This is a genomic window from Streptosporangium vulgare (genome assembly GCF_042428775.1).
Classification (GTDB): domain Bacteria; phylum Actinomycetota; class Actinomycetes; order Streptosporangiales; family Streptosporangiaceae; genus Streptosporangium; species Streptosporangium vulgare.
Genome location: NZ_JBHMBS010000007.1, coordinates 280,750 through 306,099, shown reverse-complemented (window position 1 = coordinate 306,099; position 25,350 = coordinate 280,750). Strand labels below are relative to the sequence as shown.

Sequence of the window (25,350 nt, the reverse complement as noted above, 5' to 3'; positions counted from 1 at the left end):
CGCCCCTCAACCCCTTGCGGCCTCACGCGGTCTCGCGCCCATCACACCCCGTGCGGCCTCACGTGGTGCGGACGGGCGTGACGGGCGGCCCCGCGGTGGGGCCACGACCAGGGTCCCACCGGAGTCGCGGCGGGCAGCGCAGGCAGCATGGCCGGGGGCATGGCCGGGGGCATGGCCGGGGCAGGGGCAAGGGCAAGCAGGGACAGGGCCAGGGACGGGGCCGGGGGCGCGGCCGCCCTGAGCCGGTCCCGGCCGTTGGTAACGTTCTACGACGTGGCACATTACTTCGAGGAGCGTCCGGAGACCGCGGGCCGTCCCGGCTCGGTCACGCTCGTGCTCCCCGACCTCCATCTGAAGCTGGAGACCGACAGCGGGGTGTTCTCCGCCGAGCGCGTCGACCAGGGCACCCGGATCCTGCTGGAGAGCGTCCCCCCTCCGCCGCCGGGCGGCGACCTGCTCGACCTGGGCTGCGGCTACGGGCCGATCGCGCTGACGATGGCCTCACGCGCCCCGGAGGCGACGGTCTGGGCGGTGGACGTCAACCGCAGGTCGGTCGAGCTGTGCGCGAGAAACGCCAGGGCCGCCTCCCTTGACAAAGTAAGGTCCATGCATGTCGACGAGGTCCCGCCGGAGGTGCGGTTCTCCGCCATCTGGTCCAATCCGGCGATCCGCATCGGCAAGGCCGCGATGCACGAGATGCTGACCCGCTGGCTGTCGCGCCTCACCCCGGACGGCGTCGCCCACCTGGTGGTCCAGAAGCACCTGGGCTCCGACTCCCTGCAGCGCTGGCTGAACGAGCGCGGCTGGCCCACCGAGCGCGTGGCCTCCCGCTCCTCGTACCGGATCCTCCGGGTGGCGGCGCGCCCGGAGGCGGAGCCGCGGTGAGCCCCCGCTCCCCCGCGAGCCGCGCACCGGCACGGCGGGGCCGGGTACGGGCAGGCGGGCACGGGCGGGCGAGCGCGGGCGGACAGGCGCGGGCAGGCGGGCACGACCGGGGGCACGGTGACGGGCGAGGCGCGGATCACCGCGAGACACGCGGAACGAACGAGGAACGACGAGGAACGGTGAACGACCGATGACGGCGAACCCGCGCAGGCAGCTGCGCCCGACCGATGTCAAGCGCCTCAACCGCACCTGGCGCAGGAACACCGAGGGGCGGCTGGCCCTGATCCTGGAGTCGGTGACCGGCCCGTTCAACATCGGTTCCATCTTCCGCACGGCCGCCGCCTTCGGCGTGGAGCGGGTCTGGCTGGCGGGCAACGCCACGCCGCCGACCAACCCCAAGGCGCAGAAGACCGCGCTGGGCACCGACAGGCTGGTGGCCTGGGAGGAGCCGGTCCCCGTCCTGGAGGCCGTACGGGCGGCCAAGGAGGACGGGTTCGCGGTGGTCGCGGTGGAGCTGACCGGGGACGCCGTGCCCCTGTTCGAGGCCAAGCTGGGCGGGGACGTGTGCCTGGTGGTGGGCAGCGAGGACCACGGGTGCTCCCCCGCGCTGCTGGAGGCCGCCGACGGCGTCTGCTACATCCCCCAGGTCGGCCGGGTCGGTTCGTTCAACGTCGCGGTGGCGGCGGCGATCGCGGTGGCCGAGGCCCGCCGCCAGGAGTGGTCGGGCAAGGTGCCGCCCGAGGAGTGAGGGCCGTGCGGCCGTCGGACCGGTCACGGCGGCCTGTTCTCGTCCGTTCCCGGCCCGACGGCCGCGCGCCCGGCGCGGTCACGTCCCTCGCGCCTGTCGTGCCCGTCGCCGTCGTCATGACCGTCATGACCGTTGTGCTCGCCGCGCCCGGCGCGGTCACGCTCGCCGTGGCCGTCGTGGTCGTCGCCCCCGTCGAGCGGGACCTTCTCCCCGCCGTACGCCCTGCTCATCATGGCGCGCAGCCTGCGGAGCGGGTGGTGCTCGCCGTTGTGCGCCTGGACAGCGTCGCCGTCCTCGTCCGTCCCCGCGACGATCGGGACCGGCTCCTTGCCTCGCACCTGGGCCTCGATGGACTCCATGGGCGGGACGTGGACCTCGATGTACTCCCCGGTGGGCCGGCGCTTGATCACGCCGGTCTCCACGCCGTGCCCGAGGGCGTCGGCGTCGCGGCGCTGCAGGCCCAGACAGATTCGGTAGGTGACGAAGTACGCCAGGGCCGGGCCGAGGAAGACCAGGCCCCGGCCGACGTAGATGATCATGTTTATCGAGAGGTGGAAGAACGCGGCGATCACGTCGGTGGCGGCCATCAGCCACAGGACGCCGTAGAACGTGACCGCCGACATGCCGATCGCGGTGCGGTGCGGGTTGTTGCGGGGACGGTCGACGAGGTTGTGCTCGCGCCGGTCCCCGGTGATCCACTGCTCGGCGAACGGGTACAGGACCAGGCCCAGCAGGATGATCCCCAGCGGGGCGAGCGCCGGGACGATCACGCTCATCGGCAGCGTGAAGCCCAGGAAGTTGATCTCCCAGGCGGGCATCAGGCGCAGCGAGCCGTCCAGGAACGCCAGGTAGAAGTCGGGCTGGGAGCCCGCCGAGATGTCGGACGGCTTGTAGGGGCCGTACAGCCAGACGGGGTTGATCTGGGCGAAGGTGCCCAGCAGCGCGACGACGCCGAAGGTGAACATGAAGTAGGCGCCCGACTTGGCCATGAAGGAGGGGTAGGTCGGCGCGCCCACCACGTTGTCGTTGGTGCGGCCCTTGCCCGGCATCTGCGTGTGCTTCAGCACCCACGTCAGGATCAGGTGGGCGGTGATGAGCGCGAGCAGGATGCCCGGCAGGAGCAGGATGTGGATCGAGTAGAAGCGCGAGATGATGTCGTCACCGGGATAATCGCCGCCGACGAGGAAGAAGGTGAGCCAGGTGCCGACCACCGGCAGCGACTGCGCCACCCCGGCGGTGATCCGCAGGCCGGCGCCGGAGAGCAGGTCGTCGAGCAGGGAGTAGCCGGTCAGGCCCTCGAACAGGGCGAGGGCCAGCAGGGCGACGCCGATCAGCCAGTTCAGCTCGCGGGGCTTGCGGTAGGCGCCGTTGAAGAACACCCGGAGCATGTGGATCATCATGCCGCCGATGAACAGCAGGGCCGCCCAGTGGTGCGTCTGCCGCATCAGCAGGCCCCCGCGCACGTCGAAGCTGATGTCCAGTGACGAGGCGTACGCCTCGGACATCATGACGCCCTTGAGCGGCGCGTAGGAGCCGCCGTAGGCGATCTCCTCCATGCCGGGCTTGAAGAAGAACGTCAGGAACGTGCCGGTCAGCAGCAGGATGACGAACGAGTAGAGGGGGATCTCGCCCAGCAGGAACGTCCAGTGGTCGGGAAAGATCTTCCGCATGTTCCGCTTGAGGAACCCCGCCGCGCCGAGGCGGTCGTCGGCGAAACCACCCACCCGCGCCAGGTGTCCGGGCGTGCTTCCCTTGCTCATGCGCGGCCTCCGCTCTCACGGACCTCCGCCTCGACATCGCCGCGCCCGAAGACCGGAAATCAGGCGGAACGGCGAGGTCCGCCGTGAACAACCAGGTATTTCCCATCATCCACGGCGATGGGCAGGTTCGTTCACGGCGACGGGCAGGTCAGGGCAAAGCCCTGCCCGGCGTACGGCCGCGCCGGGGCCGTCGCCGCGTCCCGTTCCGCACCTTGTGATCCAAACGTTCACCCACCCGCGATGACGTGTCCAGCCCTCAGGGGGCATACTCCTGCACGTGCGACGTCGTCATCCCTTCCTTGACCATCCCGGGCCCCTGCCCTTCGCCCACCGGGGTGGAGCCGCCGAGGGCAGGGAGAACACCTTCGCCGCCTTCGAACGGGCCGTCGAACTCGGTTACACCTATCTGGAGACCGACGCGCACGCCACCTCCGACGGGGTGCTGCTGGCCTTCCACGACCACACCCTGGACCGGGTGACCGACCGCAGGGGCCGGATCGCCGAGCTGCCGTACCGGACGGTGCGCGAGGCGCGGATCGGCGGCGTGGACGAGATCCCGCTGATGGAGGACCTGCTGGGCTCGTGGCCCGAGGCGCGCTTCAACATCGACGTCAAGGAGTCGGCGGCCATAGCGCCGCTCGCCAGGGCGATCGGCCGGACCGCCGCCCACGACCGGATCTGCCTCACCTCCTTCTCCGAGGAGCGGCTCGCCAGGGCCCGCGCCGCGATCGGCCGCGAGGTCTGCTCCTCGCTGGGCCCGCGCGGCGTGGCGACCCTGCGCGCCGCCGCCACCACCTCCGGGTACGGCCGTCTGCTCGCCCGCCTGGCCCGCGCCGGGGTGCCGTGCGCGCAGGTGCCGGTGGGCTTCCGCGGCCTGCGGATCACCACGCCCGCCCTGATCCGCACGGCGCACGCGCTCGGCATGCAGATCCACGTGTGGACCGTGAACGACACCGGGGTGATGGAACGCCTGCTCGACCTCGGGGTGGACGGCCTGATGACCGACAACATCTCGGGGCTGCGCGACGTGCTCGAGGCCCGCGGCCAGTGGTATCCGGGCCGTCTCGCCGTGTAGACCTCCACGAGCGCCGATCCCGCCTCTTCCCCTTCTTTCCCTCTTCTTTCCCTCTTCTTTCCCTCTTCTTTCCCCTCCCTCCCGCTCCCCCCGGCTCCCCCCGACAGACCGAGGACCGCTCATGACCTCCGAACAGGCCGTCGAGGACTCCCCTCAGTCCCGGCGCCGCGAGCAACGCGGCTGGTACTTCTACGACTGGGCGAACTCCGCCTTCCCGACCACCATCCTGACGGTCTTCCTCGGCCCGTACCTGACGACGATCGCGAAGGCCGCCGCCCAGGGACGCCCGTACGTGGACGTGATCGGGTTCGACGTGCGGCCCAGCGCCTACTACTCCTTCGTGGTGGGCGTCGCGGCCATCCTGCAGATCATCCTGATGCCCGTGGTGGGCGCGCTGGCCGACCACACCGGCCGCAAGAAGGAGCTGCTCGGCCTCTTCGCCTACATCGGCGCGGGTGCGACCGTCTGCTTCTGGTTCGTCGCCGACGGGCGCTACCTGCTGGGCGGCGTGCTGTTCCTGGTGTCCAGCGTCGCCTTCGCCGCCGCGTTCGTGATCTACAACTCGTTCCTGCCCGAGATCTCCACCGCGGACGAGCGCGACAAGGTCTCCGCCAGGGGATGGGGTTTCGGCTATCTCGGCGGCGGCCTGCTGCTCGCCGTCCACCTCGCGCTCTTCCTCGGCCACAAGGGGTTGGGCATCACCGAGGGCGATGCCGTGCGCATCGCCCTGTCGTCCGCGGGCCTGTGGTGGGGCGGGTTCACGATCATCCCGCTGCTGCGGCTGCGCAACCGGCGGGCACTCCCCTCGGGTGCGGAGAGCGCGGGCCAGGCCGTGACGGGCAGCTTCCGCCAGCTGGGCCGCACGATCAAAGAGCTGCGGCGCTATCCGCTCACCCTGGGCTTCCTGGTCGCCTATCTCATCTACAACGACGGCGTGCAGACCGTCATCTCCTTCTCGGCCACCTACGCCGACAAGGAGCTCGGGCTGGACCAGACCGTGCGGATCGCGGCGATCCTGATGGTGCAGTTCGTGGCCTTCTTCGGGGCGCTGCTGCTCGGCAGGCTCGCCACCTCGTACGGGGCCAAACGGGTCGTGATGGTCGCGCTGATCGCCTGGATCGCCGTGGTGGCCGTGGCCTACTTCCTGCCCAGGGGCGCGGCCCTGCCCTTCTTCGGGCTGGGGTTCGCCATCGCGATCGTGATGGGCGGGACACAGGCCCTGTCGCGATCACTGTTCTCCCACGTGATCCCGAAGGGCAAGGAGGCAGAGTACTACAGCCTGTACGAGATCAGCGACAAGGGATCGACGTTCCTCGGCTCGTTCACCCTCGGTCTGGCGCTCCAGCTGACCGACAGCTATCGCCTGGGAATCATCTCTTTGGTGATCTTCTTCGTGCTCGGTTTCGTGCTGCTCGCCCTCATCGACCTGCCCAAGGCCATCAGAGCGGCCGGGAACCAGGTGCCGGAACGCATCTGAGGACACCCAGAAAAAAGGGTCCTTCGCAGACCGGGTCAAGAACGTGCGATTGGATCACCCTGTCTGTGGGAATCCACACACGGTATCAAGCGTTGTACGCCGTGGGAGACAAACCCCTCACGACGGGGCCCTCAGGAGGCATTCAGACATGGGCGAGCGTGCGCTACGCGGCACCAGACTCGGGGCGACCAGCTACGAGAACGACCGCAACACCGATCTGGCCCCGCGCCAGGAGGTGTCCTACACCTGCCCGAAGGGTCATCGATTCGACGTTCCGCTTGCCGCTGAAGCCGAGATCCCGGCGACCTGGGAGTGCCGCATGTGCGGCGCGACCGCCCTCCGGGTGGACGGCGAGTTGCCGGAGGCAAAGAAGGCCAAGCCCCCACGGACGCACTGGGACATGCTGCTGGAGCGCCGCACGATCGAGGACCTGGAGGAGGTGCTCAACGAGCGCCTGGCGATTCTACGCGCCCAGCGCCGCAAGAGCGCCTGACCGATTCGGAGAGTTCGAAGAGTCGGAGACCCCCGGCCCCACCAGGGCCGGGGGTCTCCGCTTCCCCACTCCCGAGGGCGTTTCCCCGCCTTCCAGGTCACCGTCTCCGAGATGCTTTCCAAGGCACCGTCTCCGAGATCCCCTTCTCCCGGCCTCCCGGCCTTCCAGGACCTCTGTCATCTGAGGCTCCTCCCCTGGATCCCGAGACCTTCCCCGCTTTCCCCGGGCCCCCTCTTCCTCCGGTACCTCCTTGTCCGGGCTTCTCCGAGGTCCCCGCGTCCCGATCTTCCGGCCGCCCCCGTCTCACCGGCTCCCGACCCTGAAGGACCGTCCCGCCGCGGAAGATCGTCCGGTTCCTCCCCGGGCGACGGGTTCGGGGAAAGTGGCCCAATCGATTGGTATGGAATTGGCTCTTAAGGTCGGTCCGCTCTCCCCCTAGGGTCGCTCCCATGACCACTTCGACCAGCGAGAACACCGGCGGCACCACATCGACGACGGCCCAGGGGAAGGCCTCGGCACTGCGGGCGCTGCACACTCCCGGCCGTCCGCTGGTGCTGCCCAACGTCTGGGACGCCGCGTCGGCCCGCGCCGTCGAGGCGGCGGGCTTCCCGGTGATCGCCACCGGCAGCGCCGCGATCGCCCCGGTGCTCGGGTACGACGACGGCGAGGAGACACCGGTCGAGGAGATGCTGGCCGCGGTCGCCAGGATCAGCCGTTCGGTCGGCCTGCCCGTCACCGCCGACATGGAGCGCGGCTACGGGCTGGAGCCCGCGGAGCTGGTCGAGCGGCTCGTGGCCGCGGGGGCGTCCGGCTGCAACCTGGAGGACTCCGACCCCCGTACCGAGGTGATGGTCGACGCCGAAGAGCAGGCCGCCTTCCTCGGCGCCGTCAGGGCCGCCGCGACCGGCGCGGGCGTGGACCTGGTGATCAACGCCCGGGTCGACACCTACCTCCACGGCACGGGAAGCGCCGAGGAGCGGCTGGCCGAGGCGGTGCGGAGGGGCCGCCGCTACCTGGAGGCGGGCGCCGACTGCGTCTATCCGATCCTCGCGGCCGAGGCGGGGGCCGTCCGCGCGCTGGTCGAGGAGATGGGCGGGCCGATCAACATCCTGTTCCGCCCCGGCACGCCGTCGCTCGGCGAGCTGGCGGACCTCGGGGTGGCCCGCGTGAGTTTCGGCCACGGCCTGCACGAGGCGGTGCGGGCGTACGCGGCCCGGATGCTCTCGGCGATCCGGGAGGGCGGGAGCCCCTACTCCCCCGAGCTGTTCGCCCCCTGACCCCGGGCCTCCACGGCCCCCGGCTCAGAGGCGCAGTTTCCCCTGGGCGCCGCCGCGCCACTCCACCAGCAGGACGGTCGCGTCGTCCTGCAGCCTCCCGTCGTGATACTCCAGCACGCTGCGGACCAGGCGGCGCAGGGTCTCCGGTACCGGGAGGCCGTCGGCGCTGCGGCGGATGATGAAGTCGACGAAACGCTCCAGGCCGAACTCCTGGCCCAGCCGGTTACGGGCCTCGGTCATGCCGTCGGTGTAGAGGAGCACGCGGTCACCGGGCTCCAGCTGCTCCCTGCACAGGCTCACGGTCAGCCCCAGGCCGAGTCCCATCGGGTGGGCGGGCGGGCACTGCAGGGTGGCGACCCAGCGTCCTCTCCTGATCACCACCGGGGGGTGGTGTCCGCGGTTGACCCAGGTGAACACGCCGGTACGCATGTCCAGGTTGGCGAGGATCGCCGTGGCGAAGCGGTTGCCCAGGCCGAACTCCTTGATCAGCACCTCCTCGATCCCCTCGCTGACCTCGACGAGGCCGGCCCCCTGGCGGCGGCGGTTGCGGCAGGCGGCCACCGCGAGGTTCGAGGTCAGCCCGGCGGACGCGTCGTGGCCCATCGCGTCGAAGACCGCCAGGTGGACGCAGTCTCCGGCCAGCGCGTAGTCGAAGGCGTCGCCGCCGAGCGCGTAGGCCGGTTCGAGCGCGGCGCCGATCACCACCTCCTCGTTGGCGAAGGTGAGCGACGGCAGCAGGTTCCACTGCATCTCGGCGGCGACGTTCATCGGCCGGGTCCGCACCAGCTGGGCGTAGGAGTCGCTCTGGGAGCGCTTGCTCACCAGCAGCAACGCGACCATGGACGCGAGATGCCTCATGTCCTCCTGGGCCCGTTTCCCGTCCGTCACCGGCCGGACGCTGACGCGCAGCACCCCGAGACGTTCGGTGCCGTCGAGCAGCGGCACCCACCAACGGCCCGGTTCCTCCTCCGAGGGGAGCCTGGACAGGACCCGCACCTCCTGGAAGGCCCGGCCCGCCAGCGTCCCGTCGATCCGCAGCTCCCTCTTCTCCCGCTCCGCCTCCTCACCGGCGCCTCGGCCGGTCAGCGGGCGCAGCACGTCCTGCTGCAGGTCGGCCAGGTAGATCAGCACGTCGTACAGCCCGGCATGGGCGGCGTGCTCCTCGACGAGGGCCGGCAGGTCCTCCACCGCGCTCATGTGGCTGGCCTCGGCCAGTCCCGCGAGCATTCTCGCGCGCCCCTCGTCAAGCCCCATCTCGCCGTTCCCGCGATTTCCGTCCGTTCGCGGCACAGATGGCACAGATCCGTCCACGACCACTCCTCGACACTCACGGCACCGCCGGGTGGCCGACACGAGCGACGCCCGGCGTCCACCCAGGACCTCTACCCCCGCCCGGGGGATTGACCCCGCTCCCTCGCGCCCCGTCGCGGGGCCCGGCGGATCACCATTCGTCGGCGGGCAGATCGACGCCGTTGACGCGGTCGTAGATCACCACCCCGTCGGACAGCCTGACCACGCGCACCCTCCTGGCCAGCCCGGCCGTCTCCAGCTCACGAGCCGAGTGCACCGCGTGCCGGGGGAAATGGTAGCGGTCGCGGGTGTTCCCGTGCGGCTCGTCACGCTCGCAGACGACCTCGTAGCGGTCCTCCGGCCATACCGGAGGCGGCGGTGTCTTTCGTCCTTGGCCGGTGAGCCTGATCATCGGGCCCCCTCCTCTCCTGGAACGTTCACTTCACGTGAGCGGAACAGTCACCACGTGATCGTTTTTGGCACTCTTAATCACCCCATTATGGCCATTCGGAACCGGGGAACTGTAAGGTGAGCACCCCTCGCAGTGATTGGTTGGTCAGCCAGCCACCACCCGGACCACCCCACGACCGACCCCGCACGCCGCCAGGCCCGACCTCGACCTGGCACGTTCCAATCGTCTCCCGCCCGCCAGGAGTTCGCCATGCCCGCCATCGACCATTTCTCCTATGGGTTCGTCACGCCGGCGGCCTCGTACAGCATGTCGAGTATCGGCTGTCTGCTGGGGCTGTTGCTCGCCGCGCGGGCACGCGGGACGGAGGAGGGCTCGCCCCTCCTGTGGCTCGGCGGCGCTGCCCTGTCCATCGGCGGGACCGGCATCTGGGTGATGCACTTCATCGCGATGATGGGCTTCGACGTGCGGGGCACGTCGATCCGCTACGACGTACCGCTGACCGTCGCGTCCGCGCTGCTCGCGGTCGTCGTCGTCGGCGCCGGCCTTTTCCTGGTCTCGCGCAGGGAGCACAGCACCGGCGCACTCCTCGGCGGCGGGCTGCTGACCGGCCTGGGCGTGGCCGGGATGCACTATCTGGGCATGGCGGCCATGAACATGTCCGCGCACGTGAGCTACGACCCTCTCCTGGTCGGGTTGTCACTGCTCATCGCCGTGGTCGCCGCGACGGTGGCGCTCTGGTTCAGCCTGCGCGTACGCGGGGCGCTCACCACCACCGGCGCCGCCCTGCTGATGGGACTCGCGGTCAATGGGATGCACTACACCGGCATGTTCGCCATGGACGTCGGCGTCCACGCCACCGTCTCGCCGACGAGCGGGGCACAGGGGATGGACTTCATGCTGCCCCTGCTCGTCGGGATCAGCCTGCTCACCCTCGGACTGCTCCTGGCCATCTTCCTGTCCCCCTCCGAGCAGGAGATGCGCGAGGACGCCGAGCTCCGGTCGCAGCTGCGGCGCAATCGCGCGGGTGACGACCGCGCGGACGACGGCCGCCACCCCGCCGGGCCGATGGAACCCCACGCGCGGCCGAACCGGCGGCGCGAGCCCTCCCTGTTCGACGACCACGGCCCCGGGCACTAGACCAGGCCGCTGAGGCCGCTGACCGGGCGCCGGCCAGGCGCCGACCGGCCCGGGATGGCCGGGTGCCCTCTCACAGAGAGGTCCCGCTTCCCTGGCCCGGGGAGGCCCAGGTGCTCCGGCCCAGGTGCTCCAGCTCGGGAGGAGCCCGGCGTTCTGGCCCGAAGGCCGCGACGAAAACCCGTGGCGCCTACGGTCTCCCCGGCGGCACACTGCCCGCGTGAGTGAAGCATCGGGCCGCACGTGAGCGCCCCCGCGAGTGAAGCATCGAGCCACACTGTGAGCGCCCCCGCGAGCGAGGCACCGGGCCGCACGGTGAGCGCCCTCGTGACGGCCGGCGGCGAGTGGCTGGGAACGGTCGGGCCGTTCCCGGTGGCCGATCCCTGGTGGGCCGAGGTCGGATCGGTCGTGGCCCACCTGGAGGAGGTGCTCGGCACACCCGTGGTGGTGCTGCGCCTGGTCGACGCCGAGGACCGGGGCCGTGGCCCCCGCGAGGGACACACGACCTACCACGTCGAGGCCCTCGGCCGGCCGGCGAACGGCCTGGCCTCCCTGCGGCCCGGCGATCCGGACGCGGCCGGGAAGCCGTCCGCGCCCGGAGACCTGACCGGCCCCGTGACGCACCGGGCGGAGTGGGCGAAGGCCTCGGGGGTGCGCGCGGCGCTCGACTGGGCCCGGACCGCGCTGCGCGAGGCGGGCCGGCCGGCCGAGGGTCCCGCCCGGCAGGTGAAGACCTGGAACCTGGCGGGGCTGTTCCGCATCCCCACGAGCTCGGGACCGGTCTGGTTGAAGATCACTCCTGGTTTCGCCACCGACGAGGCCCGCGCGATCGGGATGCTCGCGGCGCGGGATCCCGGCCTGGTGCCCGCCGTGGTGGCGGCCGACACCCCGAACCGGCGGGTGCTCCTGGAGCACGTGCCCGGCCCCGGCTGTCACGGTGCGTCGCGGGAGGTCGTCGCCGAGGCGGTGGGCCGGTTGGCGAGGGCCCAGGCGGCTCTCGCCGGGCACGGGGGCTGCGCACGGCCCGACGGCCTGCCCGACCGCACTCCCGCGGCCCTGGCCGCCCTGGTGGGCGGGCTGCTCGACGGCGAGGCGGGCGGCGACCTGGACGCCGGGGAGCTGCGACTGGCCCACCGGCTGGCCGGTCGCCTGCCGTCGCTGATCGCCGCGCTGGAGTCCTGCGGCCTGCCGTGCACGCTGGTGCACGGCGACTTCCACCCGGGCAACTGGGTGTCGGGGCCGCGCGGCCCCGTCGTGCTGGACCTGGCCGACAGCCACTACGGCCACCCCGCCCTCGACGGGCTGCGGCCCCGCGACTTCCTGCCCGCCGACCGCTGGGAGGCCGCCGCGGAAGCCTGGTGCGCGGCGTGGGCGGCGAGCGTCCCCGGCTGCGACCCGGCCCGCGCGCTGATCCTGGCCGAACCGCTGCAGCATCTGGCGTACGCCCTCCGCTACCAGGAGTTCCTCGACAACATCGAGCCGAGCGAGCGGCGCTATCACGAGGGTGACCCGGCGCAGGCCGTCCGCGCGGCCGTGGCGGCCGCCGAGGTGGTCGGCGTCCTCTGAGGGGATCTTCCCCGGCGCCCGCCGAGGGGACCTCACCCCGAGGATCCTCCGAAGGAACCTCGGCCCGAGGGTCCTCCGAGGGGGACCTCACCCCGAAGGACCTCCCGAGGGGATCCCCTCTTTCCGGCGCGGGCGGGCCTGTTCGCGTCCGCGGGGCCGGGGTCCCACGGAACGGCCGGCCCGTCACTCACCCGCGCACAGCGCGGGGTCCTTCTTGTGCGGGTAGACGTGGTCGAGCTCGTGGTCGGGCGGCAGGACGCAGCGGCGCTCGCCGGGCTCGGTGTGCGGGCACCGGAGCGCGTCGACGCGGCGCGGCAGCGTCGCCGTCTCCTCGCTCCCGTCGGCGGCGGCGGCTTCGTCAGTCATGACACGTGTCCTTCTGTGACGTCCGGGACGTGACGGCCGGACGGTGGGGGGCCGGGACGACGGCCCGCGCGGGGCGCGTCCGGGAGAGTCGGGGAGCGGACCTCGCGAGGGCGCCTTCCTCGCGGCCGGCCACACGTGCGGTGCGGCGACCCATCCTCGCGAGTTCTGGATGTCCAGAACAAGTCATCGACGCTGCTCCGTTTGATCGCTGTCAGGAATCGGCACCCGCGCGCCAAAGGCGCGGCGACCAGTCTTCCAGAGTTCCCCCCGGCCGCGCGAGGGGGAAAAGCACGCGATCGTCGATCACTCACTCCCCGTTTCGGCCACCTTCCTCGGCCGTTTCGGTCTCATCATCGCGCCGGGAGGGAGGTGTCCACGGTCCTCGTGCAGGCTGCCGCACCCCACCCGTCATACCCCCAGAAAGCCATCAAGACCCCCATAACATCGCGATAGGGATTCTTTGGGAGATCCCTCCGCGAGCCTCTCCCAAATACCTTGACATCACCCCTCACAAGGAGTGTTCATGTTACGTCGAGGTACCCTCCTGGCCGGCGCCGCTACCGTGGCCCTGTACCTGGTCGCCCCCGTGGCGCCCGCCGTCGCAGCATCAGCCCCCCCTGCCCCCCAGCCTCCGGCAACCATGCTCGAGGCCCTCCAGCGCGACCTCGGCCTCACCGCCGAGCAGGCCGTCCAGCGCCTGGCCAACGAGCACCGCGCGGCCGCCTCGGAGGCCGCCCTGACCCGGGAGCTCGGCGCCGAGTACGCCGGCGCCTGGCTCAACGGCGACGCCTCCCAGCTCTCCGTGGCGACCACCGACGCCGCCGACGCGGACGCCATCAGGGCCAAGGGCGCGCAGCCCGTGATCGTCGGCCGTTCCCTCGCCAACCTCGAGGCCGTCAAGGCCAAGCTCGACGGGGCGTCGGCGGAGGCGAAGGCGGGCGCCTCCGTCTGGTACGTCGACGTCACGACCAACAGCGTCGTGGTCCTCGCCGCCGACCAGGCCGCGGGCGAGGCCCTCGCCGCCGCCGCGGGCGCGGACAGGAGCGTCGTGAAGGTGGTGCCCTCCGCCGAGAAGCCCCAGGCCTTCATCAACATCATCGGCGGCAACGCCTACTACATCGGCGGCAGCCGCTGCAGCATCGGCTTCTCCGCGCGCCGCGGCACCGCCCCCGGGTTCGTGACCGCCGGCCACTGCGGCAGGGCCGGTGCCACCACCAGCAGCCCCTCCGGCTCCTTCTACGGCTCGTCGTTCCCCGGCAACGACTACGCCTGGGTCTCCACCCCCGGCCACACCATGACCCCCTACGTCCGCGGCTCCGGCGGCGCCAACGTCACCGTTCGCGGCTCCACCCAGGCCTCGGTCGGCTCCTCGATCTGCCGCTCCGGCTCCACCACCGGCTGGCGCTGCGGCACCATTCAGCAGCACGGCGCCAGCGTGACCTATGCGCAGGGCACGGTGAGCGGCCTGACCCGTACCAGCGCGTGCGCCGAGCCCGGCGACTCCGGCGGCTCGTTCATCTCCGGCAGCCAGGCCCAGGGCGTCACCTCCGGCGGCTCGGGCAACTGCAGCGTCGGCGGCACGACCTACCACCAGCCGGTCAACGAGATCCTCTCGGCGTACGGGCTGACGCTCGTCACCGGCTGATCTCACCTCCTCACCAGCTGCTCCCCGCGAGCAACCCCCCGATGGCCGAGGAGGCCCGCTAGAAATGTCGAGAATCATTCGCTTCGGCGTCGCCCTCATCCTGGGGCTGGCCTTCCTGGTGACGGTCACCCCCGCCCAGGCGGCGTCCGCCCACACGGCGGACGCCCGGACGGCAGCGGTCCGCGTGCTCAGGTACGACGCGAGCAGGGCCGCGGAGTTCCGGTCCGCCGTGGATCAGGCGGCCCAGATCTGGAACTCCAGCGTCTCGAACGTACGACTGGTGGCCGGCAGTCCCGCGGACTTCGTGGTGATCGCCGACAACGGCTGGCCCCGCGCGCAGCCCACCAGCCTGGGTCGCGGAACCGTGTGGATGGGACGACAGGCGACCGCGGAGGGCCACAACCCGCTGCGGATCGCCGCCCACGAGATCGGCCACATCCTGGGCCTGCCCGACCGGCGTACCGGCCGGTGCACGGACCTGATGTCCGGCGCGAGCGCGGGCACGAGTTGCACCAACGCGAACCCGAACGCGGCGGAGAAAGCCGAGGTCCAGAGTAACTTCGCCGGATTCGCCCCGGCGATCGACTTCGGTCGGATCTACGTCGACAGCCCGGAGCACGCGGCGTCCCCGTCCTAGACAGACGCCCGCGAGCACCTCGCCGGTCCGGCCGTCCCCTCGGCCGGACCGGCGAGCCCGTGTCCGGGGACCGGCGGAGACCCGGCCCCGGCGAACGGTAGCTCCACCGGCGCACCGCCCCGAGGCCGGGTCGTTCACCCCCGAGTCGCCGACAGGAGCTTCTCGAAGCAGAGGGAGCCGGGGAGCCGGTCGTAGGGAGCGAAGACGGGGATGGGGGTGTAGCCCTCCCGCTCGTACATCCTCACCGCGTCCGGCTGGCGGGGGCCGGTCTGCAGGACGACCCTGGGCGCGCCCAGGGCGCGGGCCGCGTCCTCGGCGGCGGCCAGCAGGGCCCGCGCCACGCGGGTGCCCCGGTGGGACGGGGGCACGAACATCCGTTTGAGCTCCACGTCGTCACCGAGCCCGCGCAGCGCCACGTGGCCGACCGCGACGCCCTCGGCCGTGTAGGCGACCCCCGTGTAGACGACGGTCTCCGGCTCGACGTTCATGCCGCTGGGCATGATGGCGAGCACGTCGGCGTAGCGGGCGTCCATCTCCTCCGTCATGGCCCGCCGGAGCGCCACGGCCGCCGTGTCGTCCCAGCCGACCGGCCTCACCTCGATCAGCCCGGTTCCCTGCGCGAACGCGGTCATGTCCGAAACCGCCCTCTCCCCGTTCTCACGGCCGTGGACCGTCCTGGGCCCGCCGCCGCACGTGTCGCGCCGTCACACCCTCACGATCCCGAGCCGACCGAAATTCCGACTTAAAAGGTAGAAAAATAGGATTTTCCTGTCAACGCCCACGGCAGGATCTCACGGGTGCGGCGAGGCCCAAGGGTCGGCCACCGGTCACGGGGGAAGGACCCAGGAATGACCAGTTCCCGTATCAGCGTCTCGGTGGACGCGCACGCACCGCCGGAACGGGTGTTCGCCGTGCTGACCGACTGGCGGAGACACGGCGAGTGGATGATCCTGACCCGGGCGCGCGTCACCGCCGGTAACGGCCACAGCGTCGGGAGCCGGCTGGCGGCCTTCACCGGAGTGGGGCCGGCCGGGTTCCTCGACACCATGGAGATCATCGAGTGGGACCCGCCGAGGAGTGTGGGGGTCCGGCACACCGGATGGCTGGTGCGCGGCACCGGGGTCTTCCGCGTGCTGCCCCGCGAGGGCGGCGGCAGCACGATCGTCTGGGAGGAGGAGCTCGACGTGCCGTTCGGCGCGGTCGGGCAGCTCGGCTGGCAGGTGCTCAAGCCGCTGAACGCCGTCCTGTTCCGGTTCTCGCTGCACCGCCTGGCCGCGCTCAGCGATCGGTGAGCCCCCGGCCGGAGCCCGCGGGGCCACCCGGCGCCCCCGCGCCGCCCGGCTCGTCGCGGACGACCTCGCCGTGGACGACCGGCCCCGAGCCCGGCGGCCTCCCGGTGTCGCGCAGCACGTCGAAGGGCGAGCCGGGGCCGCCGAACGGCGAGCCGAGCCCGGCGCCCGCCGCGTTCCTGGCGACGAGGGTGCGGACCCGGCGGGCGAAGAACCAGGATCCGAGCCTGCGGACCATCGGCCGGGTGAACGGCAGCAGGCACAGGAAGCCCAGGACGTCGCTGAGGAACCCCGGGGTGAGCAGCAGCGTGCCGCCCACCAGGATCAGCGCACCGTCGGCGAGCTCACGGTCGGGCATCCGGCCGCTCTGCAGGGCGCCCTGGAGGTTGCGCCAGGCCCGGCGGCCCTCACGGCGCACGATCCAGGCGCCGAGCAGGCTGTCGGCGAGCAGGAGGGCCACCGTCGGCCACCCGCCGATGACCTGGCCTACCTGGATGAGCACCCATATCTCGAGGACAGGCACCACGAGGAAGGTCAGGAACAGCAGAATGCGCATTTTCGCCTCAACTCGTGCGACAGCCGTACGACATGAACAACGTCCCGGAGCGACGACGCGTTCCGCGTTCGCTCAGCGTGGACGGCGTCCTCAGCGGACTCTCAGGATCGCGTCCCCGAGGGGGTTCGGGCGACCTCTCGGGAGCCCCGGACGGCTCGGGCGGGACCTCCGAGCCCGCCCCGTCCCGGGCGGTCCGGGCCTTCCGGGCGGTTCGCGGCGCCTGAGCGGACGCGGGACCGCGGGATCACGGGACCGCAAGATCACGAAGCCGTGAAGCCGTGGAGGTCAGCGGCGGCGAGCGCGGCGGCGGCGCAGGCGGGCGGGCAGGCCGGTGACGCCCCATACGGTGACCCGCCACAGGGCCTCGATCACGATGCCGCGGCTCATCTTGCTGGCCCCGACGGTGCGCTCCACGAAGGTGATGGGCACCTCCCTGACGCGCATCCCGCCGATGGCCGTACGTAAGGTCAGGTCCACCTGGAAGCAGTAGCCCCGCGACTCGACGTCGTCCAGGTTGATCTTCTCCAGGGCCGAGGCGCGGTAGGCGCGGAAGCCCGCGGTGGCGTCGCGGACCGGGAGGCCGAGCACCAGCCGGGTGTAGATGTTGGCGCCGCGCGACAGGAACTCCCGCGAGGCCGGCCAGTTGACGACCTTGCCGCCGGGCACCCACCGGGACCCGATCGCCAGGTCGGCCCCCTTCGCCAGCGCGTCCAGCAGCTTGGGCAGCTCCTCCGGCTGGTGGGAACCGTCGGCGTCTATCTCCACCAGGACGCCGAAGCCCTCCTCCAGGCCCCAGCGGAAGCCCGCGATGTAGGCGGCGCCCAGCCCCTGCTTGGCCGGCCGGTGCAGCACGTGGACGTGGTCGTCGCCGGCCGCCAGCTCGTCGGCGATCGCCCCCGTGCCGTCGGGGCTGTCGTCGTCCGCGATCAGGAGGTGGGCCTCGGGCACGGCCTCGCGCAGCCGCCGGGTGATCAACGGCAGGTTCTCCCGCTCGTTGTACGTCGGGACGATGACGAGCACCCGACCAAGCATCCGCCCCATCACGCGTCTCCCACCTGCTGATCATCCTCCCGGTTCACGGAGTGCCCCACGCCGGGTGTCCGGCGGCGCCAGGCGGCGGCCAGCGCACCCGCACCCACAAGTATCAGGGCCCATTCGGGCAGCGCGCCCACGCGCGTGGCGACGGTCCGCGCGGTCCTGACCGGAACGGTCAGCACGTTCATGGCCGGCACCAGCTCACCGGTACGCCAGGCGATCGAACCGTCCGGGGTCACGTACGCCGATATCCCGGTGATCGCGGAAGTGATCACCGCTCGATTGTGCTCCACGGCCCGCAGCTGGGACATGGCGAGCTGCTGCGGCGGCAGGTTGGTCAGGGCGTAGGTGGCGTTGTTGGTCTGCACCACCAGCGGCGTGGCGCCCGTCCTCGCGGTGTCGCCCACGATCCCGTCGAAGGCCACCTCGTAGCAGTTGATCGCGCCGACGGTCACCGGGCCGAGCCTGAGGTCGCCGTCGCGGGTGCCGGCCACCGACTGCTTGCCGACCAGGGAGGCCCGCTCGAACAGGGCCAGCACGAGTCCCTGGAGCGGGGTGAACTCCCCGAAGGGGACCAGCTGCTGCTTGTCGTAGTAGGCGCCGGGACCGGTGACCGGGTCCCAGACGATGCTGCGGGTCGCCCGGTTGTTCTCCCCGATCCCGACCACGGCGCCGACCAGGACGGGGACCCCGACGTCCTTGACCGCCGCGTCGATCTCGCTCCGGGCGAACTCGTTGCGCAGCGGGTCGATGTCGGTGGAGTTCTCCGGCAGCACGACCAGGTCGGGGCGGGGCGTCCTGCCCTCCCGGACGTCCCGTGCCATCTGGTGGAGCATGCGGGTGTGGTTGCCGAGGACCACGGCGGGCTCGTCGCCCAGCGGGTGCATGCCCCGGCCGGGGACGTTGCCCTGGATGACCCCGACGGTCACGTTCCTGCCCTCGTCGCCGTACCGGGGAACGGCGAGGGCCGCGGCCGGCACGGCCAGCGCCCCGGCGAGCGGCAGGGCCAGCGCCCGCCCCCAGCGCCCGCCCCGGACGGGGCGGGGACCGGACGACGCGGGCGGGGCAGAGGACACCAGGCCCTCGGACACCGGCGTGGCGGAGGACGTGGACGGGCCAGAGGACACCGGCGGGCCCTCGGACACCGGCGGGCCGGGGAGCGTGAACGGGCCGGAGGCCTCGGACGGCACCGGAGCCGCGATCGGGCGGGAGGCCGGGAACCGGTCGGAAGCCGGGAACGAGCGCATCGCCGCCAGGGCGAGCAGGCCGCCGCACAGGGCCACCGCGAAGCTCACCAGCGGCGCCCCGCCGAGCGCCGCGTACGGGGTGAAGATCGACTCTCCCTGGCTGAAGGCCACCCGCGCCCAGGGGAACCCGCCGAAGGGGAACTGTCCCCGCGCCCACTCGGCCGCCACCCAGAGCGCGGCGCTCCACAACGGCCACAGACGCAACCGGGTCACCAGGGCGACGCCCGTCCCCCAGGCGGCGTAGAAGACGCTCTCCATGGCCACCAGGCCCAGCCAGGCGTCGGTGCCGATCGGGCTCACCCAGTGCAGGCCGGGCAGCAGCAGGGCGAGCCCCACCAGGAGGCCGAGCCACGTGCCCCGGCGCGGACGGGTGCCACGGACCGCCAGGACCGCCAGGGCCATGCCGGGCGGCGCGAGGAACCAGAGCCCGAGCGGCGGGAAGGCGAGGAACATCAGCAGGCCGCCGGCCACCGCGCCCGCGACGCGGGCGGGCAGCGCCAGGCGCGACACGGGGGGCCGCGACACAGGGGACACAGGGGACACAGGGGACACAGGGGACCCGGGAGTGCCGCCCCCGGGACCGCCCTCCGGCCCCCGCACGGGACCGGCCGGCGAGCCGTCCGCGGGATCGCCCGTCGCGGACCTCTCCGGCACCGGGGCGGCCGTCTTGTCCTGCACCACGGGCGGGGCTCCTTGCGATGTCGGGCGGGCGGGTGGCCGCCTGGTCTTCCCAGCCGGTGTTCCTGGCCGATGTTTCTAGCCGGAACGCTACCGCCCGGCGGGCACGCCCCCAAAAGCCCCACACCACATTAACCAGAAGCAGCACCAAAACCTTTTAAATCCGACAAAACCGCGACAAACGGCAACGGGGCGGCCCGGGGTATCGAAAGACACCCCGGGCCGCCCCGACGCTTGCGGCGCTCGCACGGGAGCGGGAAGAGGGCCCGGGCGACCCTTCGGACCGGTTCCGTCCCGTCGGCGGCGAGCGCGGATTGCCGTTGTCTACTGGGTGCCCGGACCCCTCCTGGGTCCAACCCCCCGCCCGGAAGGAGTGCCCCGCCTCGACGGACTGCCGGCCCTGCGCCTGGCTGTACGGACGGGGTCATCCCCCGTCACGGGCGCAGGAGACGGCGATGTCGAAAGGCGGCCGACCGGCCAGTCCCGTGCTGGACTGGGCAGCAAACTACCGAGCCCAGCGCAGATGTCAACCGTGTCACCAACTGCGGAAACATCAAGTTTTCGCAGCTGGGACATGATCGACGAGAGCCGTCAATGGTCTCATGTGATCCGATGTCTCTCAAGTCGAGCGAGCGCGTCGGGAAGCGGACCGTCGTGCACGACGCCAAGCCGCTGGGTGGCGCGGGTCAACGCCACGTAAAGGTCGCTCGCCCCGCGCGGGGACTCGCCCAGGATCAGCTCCGGTTCGACCACGACGACCGCGTCGAACTCCAGCCCCTTGGCCTCGGCGACGGTGAGCACCGCCACCTGCGCGTCCAGGGCGGCCGCTCCCGGCCCGGCCACCGCGCCCTCGACGGAGCGGACCACGATCTCCCCGAGCTCCCCCGCGCGCGACTCGGGGACGATCACGACGAGCCGCCCGCCCTCGACGACCTCGGCCTTGACGACCTCGCCGAGGGAGGCCGTCGGGGAGGCCGCCCACGGCCGCGCCCCCGTCTCCCTGACCGAGGTCGGGGCGGTCAGCGCCGGGTCGACCAGGGTGAGCACGTCGGCGGCCACGACCATCAGCTCGGCCGGGGTGCGGTAGTTGACGCTGAGGGTCTCCTCGCGCCAGCGCCCCGACACGTACGGGTCGAGGACCCGGCCCCAGGAGTGCGCCCCGGCCGACGAGCCGGTCTGGGCCAGGTCGCCGACGATCGTCATCGACCGCGTCGGGCAGCGGCGCATCAGCATCCGCCAGTCCATCGGCGACAGCTCCTGCGCCTCGTCGACGATGACGTGACCGAAGGCCCAGGTGCGGTCGGCCGCCGCGCGCTCGGCGGTGGTCAGGAAGACGTCGTCGCCGAGGTGGCGGGCGGCGAACTTCTCGGCGTCCATGATGTCGGACAGGCCGGTGAGCTCCAGGACCTCCTTGGCGTAGGCGAGCTGGTGCTGCCGCTCGTCGAGCGCTGCGGCGCGCTGGGCCGCCTGCTCCTCCTCGGCCATCCAGGCCCCGGCCCGCAGCACCGCGGGGTCGATGTCGCCGAGCAGCTCGGCGGCCTCGTCCAGGAGCGGCACGTCGGACTCGGCCCACCAGTTCTCCCCCTTGCGGGGCGGCTCGCGCAGCATCAGCTCGCGCTCGGCCTCGCCGAACTCGGCGGCGGCGTGGTCGAGGCGCTCGCGGGAGGTGAACAGCCCGATCAGGAGCTGCTGCGGGGTGACGTAGGGCCACAGCCGGTTCAGGGCCGCCTTGACGGGCCGTTCGGTGCGGAGGTCCTCGCGGATGTCGGCGAGCTCGTCGTCGTCGATCATCCCCTTGCCGAGCTGCCGGGCGGCCTGCCGGGCGAGCGCGTTGAGCAGGTGGCGGACGAAGACCGCGCGGGCCTCGTTGTGCGCCCTCTTGGAGCGGGCCGCCCGGTTGCGGGCGGCCTCCAGGACGTTGCCCTCCAGCCGGAGGGTGTAGCGGTCGAGTTTGATCTCGATCGGCTTGCGCGGCACCCGCTGCCGCTCGCGCACGGCCCGCGCGATGACCTGGGCCATCCGGGCGTCGCCCTTGACGCCGGCCACCTCGGGACGCTCCCTGCGGCCGGGGACGACCCCCGGGTACAGCTCGGAGACGGTCGACAGCAGCACGTCGGTCTCGCCCAGGGAGGGCAGCACCTGCTCGATGTAGCGCAGGAAGGTGAGGTTCGGCCCGAGGATGAGCACGCCCCTGCGGGCCAGCTTCTCCCGGTGGGTGTAGAGGAGGTAGGCGGCGCGGTGCAGCGCGACCACGGTCTTGCCGGTGCCGGGACCGCCCTGCACGACCAGCACCCCGTTGAGGTCGGAGCGGATGATGCGGTCCTGCTCGGACTGGATGGTGGCGACGATGTCGCGCATCCGGCCGGTGCGCCTGGCCCCCAGGGAGGCCAGCAGCGCGGCCTCCCCGTTGAGGGTGGCCACGTCCTCCTCGGTGAGGCTGTCGAGGTCCAGGAGATCGTCGTCGATCCCGATCACCGTACGGCCCTTGGTCTGCAGGTGACGGCGGCGGGTGACGCCCATCGAGGCGGCCGGGGTGGCGCCGTAGAAGGGCTGCGCCACCGGCGCCCGCCAGTCGATCAGCATCCGGCGCTGGTCGTCGTCGGCCAGGCCGATGCGGCCTATGTAGAGTGAGGTGTCGTCGGCGTTGTCGAGCCGGCCGAAACACAGGCCGTTCTCGACCGCCCACAGGCGGCCCAGGCGTTCGGCGTACATCCCGGCGAAGCTGTCGCGCTCGGAGCGGTTCTGATGCGTGCCGCCACTCCCGCCCTGCGCGAGGACGCCGTCCAGCTGCCGCTGGGTGCGCTCGCGCAGCAGATCGAGCCGGGCATAAAGGCAGGAAACGTACTCCTGCTCCCGGGTCAGCTCGATTTGACGGGTTGCCGTCGCTCCATTATCGTTGCTAGTAATGGGGTACTCCGGGCCATTGCGCTGGTTGTTATGACAAACCATCACCCTAGCAGGTCCGTCGAGAAGTTTACCCGCCCCCCCGGCATCACAGCTTGATTGCGGCGTTCCCTGCCTGCTTGACGAAAATCTGCCGGGTTCCTTACATTCACTCGAAGTTAGGAAAGTTTCCTAACTTTGCACTCCCAATGGATGCAAGGACGCACGCGGAGGATCAGTGACCCAGCCGACGCCCGGCACCCCCAGCCTGCTGCGCGCGATCAACGACCGTGCCGCCCTGCAGGCGCTGCTGGAGCGCGGCCCGCTGACCCGCCCCGAGATCGGCGCCCTCACCGGCCTGTCCAAGCCGACCGCCTCACAGCTTCTCATCCGCCTGCAGGAGGCGGGCCTGGTCGTGCTCGACGGCATCCGCGAGGGGCTGCCCGGCCGCACCGCCGAGGTCTACCGGCTCAACCCCGCCGCCGCGCACGTCGCCGCGCTCGACGTCACCCGCGCGGGCATCGACGTCAGGGTCGCCGACATCACCGGCGCCGTGGTCGGCGAGCACCACCTGCCCAGTCCGGGCCGCTCCGGCGGAGACGCGCTGGAGCGGGTCCGGGCCGCGCTGGAGGGCGCGGGCGCGCCCGCGGCGCTGCGGCGCGTGGTCATCGGCGTGCAGGGCACGATCGATCCCGGCACCGGCAAGATGGCGTACGCCACCAGCAAGGACATGCCCGGCTGGCACATCCCGGACCTGGTCCGCACCCTCGGCGACGGCCTGGGCGTGCCGGTCGCCGTGGAGAACAACGTGAACCTCGTCGCCCAGGCCGAGCAGGCGCACGGCGTGGGCCGCGGCCACCGCGACTTCGTGCTGCTCTGGGCCGACGAGGGCCTCGGCGCCGCGCTGGTCCTCGGCGGGCGGCTGCACCGGGGCGCGACCGGCGGCGCGGGAGAGGTCGGCTACATGCCCACCCCCGGCGCGCCGACCGCCAGGGACACCGGCCGCTACGCCAACCACGGCTACCAGGCCCTCACCGGCGGCCCGGCGGTACTCAAGATCCTCAGGTCGTACGGCGTGCGCGGCACCGCGCCCGCGCAGGCGGTGCTGAACGCCGTGCAGGCCTCGGCGTCCACCGGCAGGCGCGCCGACGACGCCCGCGCCGGGCTGCGCGACATCGCCTCCCGGCTCGCCGTCGGGCTGGCCGCGATCACCTCCGTCGTCGACCCCGAGATCATCGTGCTGACCGGCGGCACCCTCCTCGCCGGCGGCGACACCCTGCGCGAGCTCGTCGAGCACGAGCTGCACGCGCTCACCATCCCCCGGCCCCCGCTGCTGCTGTCGACCGTCGAGGGCAATCCCGTCCTCGCCGGCGCCCTCGACCTCGCCCTCGCGACCGCCCGCGACGAGGTCTTCAGCTCCACCGTCCCCTCCTGACCCCCGTCGCCCTCCCGAACCCCGCCGAAACTCACCGAACCTCCCTAAACCCCGCCGAACCGTACGGCCCCCCGCCCGGAATCCCGCCAGCTCCACCGCCACAGGAGGCAGCCGTCGTGCACCGACGCTTTCTCACCTTCGCCCTGGCCACCCTGACGGCCACCACCCTGACCGCCTGCACCGCGGGCACCGAGAGCGCGCCCGCACTGGGCTCCCGGCCCAAGCCCTCGGGCTCCGCCTCCGCCGCGCTGCCGGCCTCCACCATCGAACTGTGGCACGGGTTCTCCGCGCCCGCCGAGGTGAAGGCGTTCGAGGACGCCATCGCGGGCTTCCGCACGAAGTTCCCCCAGATCACCGTCAAGCTGGTCAAGGGCGTGCAGGACGAGCAGATCACCCAGGCGGTGCGCGGCGGCAAGGCTCCGGACGTCGCCTCCTCGTTCACCACCGACAACGTGGCCCAGTGGTGCCGCAGCGGAACGTTCCAGGACCTCACCCAGGTGATCAAGCAGGACGGCATCGACCTGTCCGTGCTGCCGGAGGTCTCGCGCTCCTACACCGAGTACGAGGGCAGGCGGTGCGTGATGCCGCTGCTCGCCGACGCGTACGGGCTCTACTACAACAAGGCCCTGATGAAGGGCGAGCAGCCGCCCAAGACGCTCTCGGAGCTGACCGCGCTGACCAAGAAGCTCACCGTCCGCGACGCCGACGGGAACATCAAGGTCGCCGGGTTCATGCCGAGCTTCCAGTACTACGAGAACTCCGCCTCGCACATGGCCCCGATGGTCGGCGCGACCTGGTACAAGCCGGACGGCACCTCGGCGGTCGGCTCCGACCCCGCCTGGAAGGAGCTGCTGCGCTGGCAGAAGGAGCTCGTCGACTGGTTCGGGTACGACAAGCTGGAGAAGTTCCGTAAGAGCCTGGGCCAGGAGTGGTCGGCCGCCCACCCCTTCCACAAGGGCAAGATCGCCATGGTCCTCGACGGCGAGTGGCGCAACGCCATGATCGCCAACGAGGCGAAGGACGTCGACTACGGCACCGCGCCGCTCCCGGTCTCCGACGCCAAGCCCGACCTGTACGGCAGCGGCTTCACCGCGGGCACCGTGATCGGCGTGCCCAAGGGCGCCAAGAACCCGCAGGCCGCCTGGGAGCTGGTCAAGTATCTGACCACCGACACCTCGGCGCTGGTCACGCTCTCCAACGCGCTGCGCAACGTGCCGACCACCAAGGCGTCGCTGGAGTCGCCCGACCTGGTCAAGGACGCGAACTTCCAGACCTTCCTCGACATCTTCGCCCACCCGAAGACGAGCACGGTCCCGGCCAACGTCAACAGCACCTTCAACCAGGACTCGCTGCAGGAGTTCATGGTCAAGTGGGAGAACGGCTCGGCCACCGACCTCGACGCCGGGCTCGCCGCGGTCGACAAGCGCCTCGACGACAAGATGAAGCTGTCCGGGGGCTGATC

22 protein-coding genes are annotated in these 25,350 nt (G+C 71.8%); 13 read left to right on the top strand and 9 right to left on the bottom strand.

The annotated features are described in order from the left end of the window. Positions 1–273: 273 nt before the first annotated feature. Entirely contained in the window at positions 274–885 is a 612-nt protein-coding gene (locus ACFFRH_RS17685; protein WP_344744189.1) for a class I SAM-dependent methyltransferase, read from the top strand. 190 nt (positions 886–1,075) lie between these two features. Next, complete coding sequence (locus tag ACFFRH_RS17680) at positions 1,076–1,633, top strand: TrmH family RNA methyltransferase (RefSeq protein ID WP_344744140.1); 558 nt, start codon at positions 1,076–1,078, stop codon at positions 1,631–1,633. 23 nt (positions 1,634–1,656) lie between these two features. Here ACFFRH_RS17680 and qcrB read toward each other — a convergent pair whose 3' ends face one another. Then, positions 1,657–3,393 (bottom strand): cytochrome bc1 complex cytochrome b subunit, encoded by a 1,737-nt coding sequence (gene qcrB, locus ACFFRH_RS17675; RefSeq protein WP_344744139.1) that lies wholly within the window; start codon positions 3,391–3,393, stop codon positions 1,657–1,659. A gap of 277 nt (positions 3,394–3,670) precedes the next feature. Between qcrB and ACFFRH_RS17670 the strand changes: the two genes are divergently transcribed. The 4 genes from ACFFRH_RS17670 to ACFFRH_RS17655 all read left to right on the top strand — a co-directional run bounded on the left by ACFFRH_RS17670 (position 3,671) and on the right by ACFFRH_RS17655 (position 7,715). Further along, positions 3,671–4,468: a glycerophosphodiester phosphodiesterase family protein gene (locus ACFFRH_RS17670; RefSeq protein WP_344744138.1), complete on the top strand. Its 798-nt coding sequence runs from the start codon at positions 3,671–3,673 to the stop codon at positions 4,466–4,468. A gap of 121 nt (positions 4,469–4,589) precedes the next feature. Beyond that, positions 4,590–5,945: an MFS transporter gene (locus tag ACFFRH_RS17665; RefSeq protein WP_386157795.1), complete on the top strand. Its 1,356-nt coding sequence runs from the start codon at positions 4,590–4,592 to the stop codon at positions 5,943–5,945. A 148-nt stretch (positions 5,946–6,093) separates the two neighbouring features. Next, a complete protein-coding gene (locus ACFFRH_RS17660) occupies positions 6,094–6,438 on the top strand; it encodes an RNA polymerase-binding protein RbpA (protein WP_089205581.1) in 345 nt (114 codons plus the stop codon). 449 nt (positions 6,439–6,887) lie between these two features. Further along, complete coding sequence (locus ACFFRH_RS17655; protein WP_386157792.1) at positions 6,888–7,715, top strand: isocitrate lyase/PEP mutase family protein; 828 nt, start codon at positions 6,888–6,890, stop codon at positions 7,713–7,715. 24 nt (positions 7,716–7,739) lie between these two features. Here the strand turns inward: ACFFRH_RS17655 and ACFFRH_RS17650 are convergent, their stop codons facing one another. Continuing rightward, positions 7,740–8,969 (bottom strand): PP2C family protein-serine/threonine phosphatase, encoded by a 1,230-nt coding sequence (locus ACFFRH_RS17650; RefSeq protein ID WP_386157789.1) that lies wholly within the window; start codon positions 8,967–8,969, stop codon positions 7,740–7,742. A 187-nt stretch (positions 8,970–9,156) separates the two neighbouring features. After that, positions 9,157–9,417: a hypothetical protein gene (locus ACFFRH_RS17645; RefSeq protein ID WP_386157786.1), complete on the bottom strand. Its 261-nt coding sequence runs from the start codon at positions 9,415–9,417 to the stop codon at positions 9,157–9,159. Positions 9,418–9,666: 249 nt separating this feature from the next. Here ACFFRH_RS17645 and ACFFRH_RS17640 point away from each other — a divergent pair, with 249 nt between their 5' ends. Together ACFFRH_RS17640 and ACFFRH_RS17635 are read left to right on the top strand one after the other, a co-directional pair. After that, entirely contained in the window at positions 9,667–10,554 is an 888-nt protein-coding gene (locus ACFFRH_RS17640) for an MHYT domain-containing protein (RefSeq protein ID WP_386157783.1), read from the top strand. A gap of 276 nt (positions 10,555–10,830) precedes the next feature. Then, positions 10,831–12,117 (top strand): phosphotransferase, encoded by a 1,287-nt coding sequence (locus ACFFRH_RS17635; protein WP_386157780.1) that lies wholly within the window; start codon positions 10,831–10,833, stop codon positions 12,115–12,117. Between the two features lie 183 nt (positions 12,118–12,300). Here the strand turns inward: ACFFRH_RS17635 and ACFFRH_RS17630 are convergent, their stop codons facing one another. After that, on the bottom strand, positions 12,301–12,483 hold the full coding sequence (locus tag ACFFRH_RS17630; protein ID WP_344744847.1) for a hypothetical protein: 183 nt from the start codon (positions 12,481–12,483) through the stop codon (positions 12,301–12,303). Positions 12,484–13,006: 523 nt separating this feature from the next. Between ACFFRH_RS17630 and ACFFRH_RS17625 the strand changes: the two genes are divergently transcribed. Together ACFFRH_RS17625 and ACFFRH_RS17620 are read left to right on the top strand one after the other, a co-directional pair. After that, on the top strand, positions 13,007–14,128 hold the full coding sequence (locus tag ACFFRH_RS17625) for a S1 family peptidase (RefSeq protein ID WP_386157777.1): 1,122 nt from the start codon (positions 13,007–13,009) through the stop codon (positions 14,126–14,128). 64 nt (positions 14,129–14,192) lie between these two features. Beyond that, positions 14,193–14,765: a snapalysin family zinc-dependent metalloprotease gene (locus ACFFRH_RS17620; RefSeq protein WP_344744849.1), complete on the top strand. Its 573-nt coding sequence runs from the start codon at positions 14,193–14,195 to the stop codon at positions 14,763–14,765. Positions 14,766–14,899: 134 nt separating this feature from the next. On the opposite strand, the gene ACFFRH_RS17615 is transcribed toward ACFFRH_RS17620, so the two are convergent. Next, positions 14,900–15,397, bottom strand: coding sequence for a GNAT family N-acetyltransferase (locus tag ACFFRH_RS17615; RefSeq protein WP_344744851.1), 498 nt, complete (start codon positions 15,395–15,397; stop codon positions 14,900–14,902). A gap of 216 nt (positions 15,398–15,613) precedes the next feature. On the opposite strand from ACFFRH_RS17615, the gene ACFFRH_RS17610 reads away from it, so the two are divergent. Next, positions 15,614–16,057: an SRPBCC family protein gene (locus ACFFRH_RS17610; RefSeq protein WP_344744853.1), complete on the top strand. Its 444-nt coding sequence runs from the start codon at positions 15,614–15,616 to the stop codon at positions 16,055–16,057. On the opposite strand, the gene ACFFRH_RS17605 is transcribed toward ACFFRH_RS17610, so the two are convergent. The 4 genes from ACFFRH_RS17605 to ACFFRH_RS17590 all read right to left on the bottom strand — a co-directional run bounded on the left by ACFFRH_RS17605 (position 16,044) and on the right by ACFFRH_RS17590 (position 22,519). After that, positions 16,044–16,610, bottom strand: a complete 567-nt coding sequence (locus ACFFRH_RS17605) for an FxsA family protein (RefSeq protein ID WP_344744854.1) — start codon at positions 16,608–16,610, stop codon at positions 16,044–16,046. The genes ACFFRH_RS17610 and ACFFRH_RS17605 overlap by 14 nt on opposite strands. A gap of 285 nt (positions 16,611–16,895) precedes the next feature. Continuing rightward, on the bottom strand, positions 16,896–17,630 hold the full coding sequence (locus ACFFRH_RS17600; protein WP_446697420.1) for a polyprenol monophosphomannose synthase: 735 nt from the start codon (positions 17,628–17,630) through the stop codon (positions 16,896–16,898). Positions 17,631–17,650: 20 nt separating this feature from the next. Continuing rightward, positions 17,651–19,417, bottom strand: a complete 1,767-nt coding sequence (gene lnt, locus ACFFRH_RS17595) for an apolipoprotein N-acyltransferase (protein ID WP_386157770.1) — start codon at positions 19,415–19,417, stop codon at positions 17,651–17,653. 753 nt (positions 19,418–20,170) lie between these two features. Beyond that, the gene (locus tag ACFFRH_RS17590; protein WP_386157766.1) at positions 20,171–22,519 is read right to left on the bottom strand and encodes a HelD family protein; all 2,349 of its coding nucleotides are present in this window, start codon (positions 22,517–22,519) and stop codon (positions 20,171–20,173) included. A gap of 172 nt (positions 22,520–22,691) precedes the next feature. Here ACFFRH_RS17590 and ACFFRH_RS17585 point away from each other — a divergent pair, with 172 nt between their 5' ends. Both ACFFRH_RS17585 and ACFFRH_RS17580 read left to right on the top strand, forming a co-directional pair. Next, positions 22,692–23,888 carry an ROK family transcriptional regulator gene (locus tag ACFFRH_RS17585; RefSeq protein WP_344744858.1) on the top strand — a complete coding sequence of 399 codons (1,197 nt, stop codon included), beginning with the start codon at positions 22,692–22,694 and terminating at the stop codon, positions 23,886–23,888. Positions 23,889–24,004: 116 nt separating this feature from the next. Next, on the top strand, positions 24,005–25,348 hold the full coding sequence (locus ACFFRH_RS17580; protein WP_344744859.1) for an extracellular solute-binding protein: 1,344 nt from the start codon (positions 24,005–24,007) through the stop codon (positions 25,346–25,348). Positions 25,349–25,350: the final 2 nt, after the last annotated feature.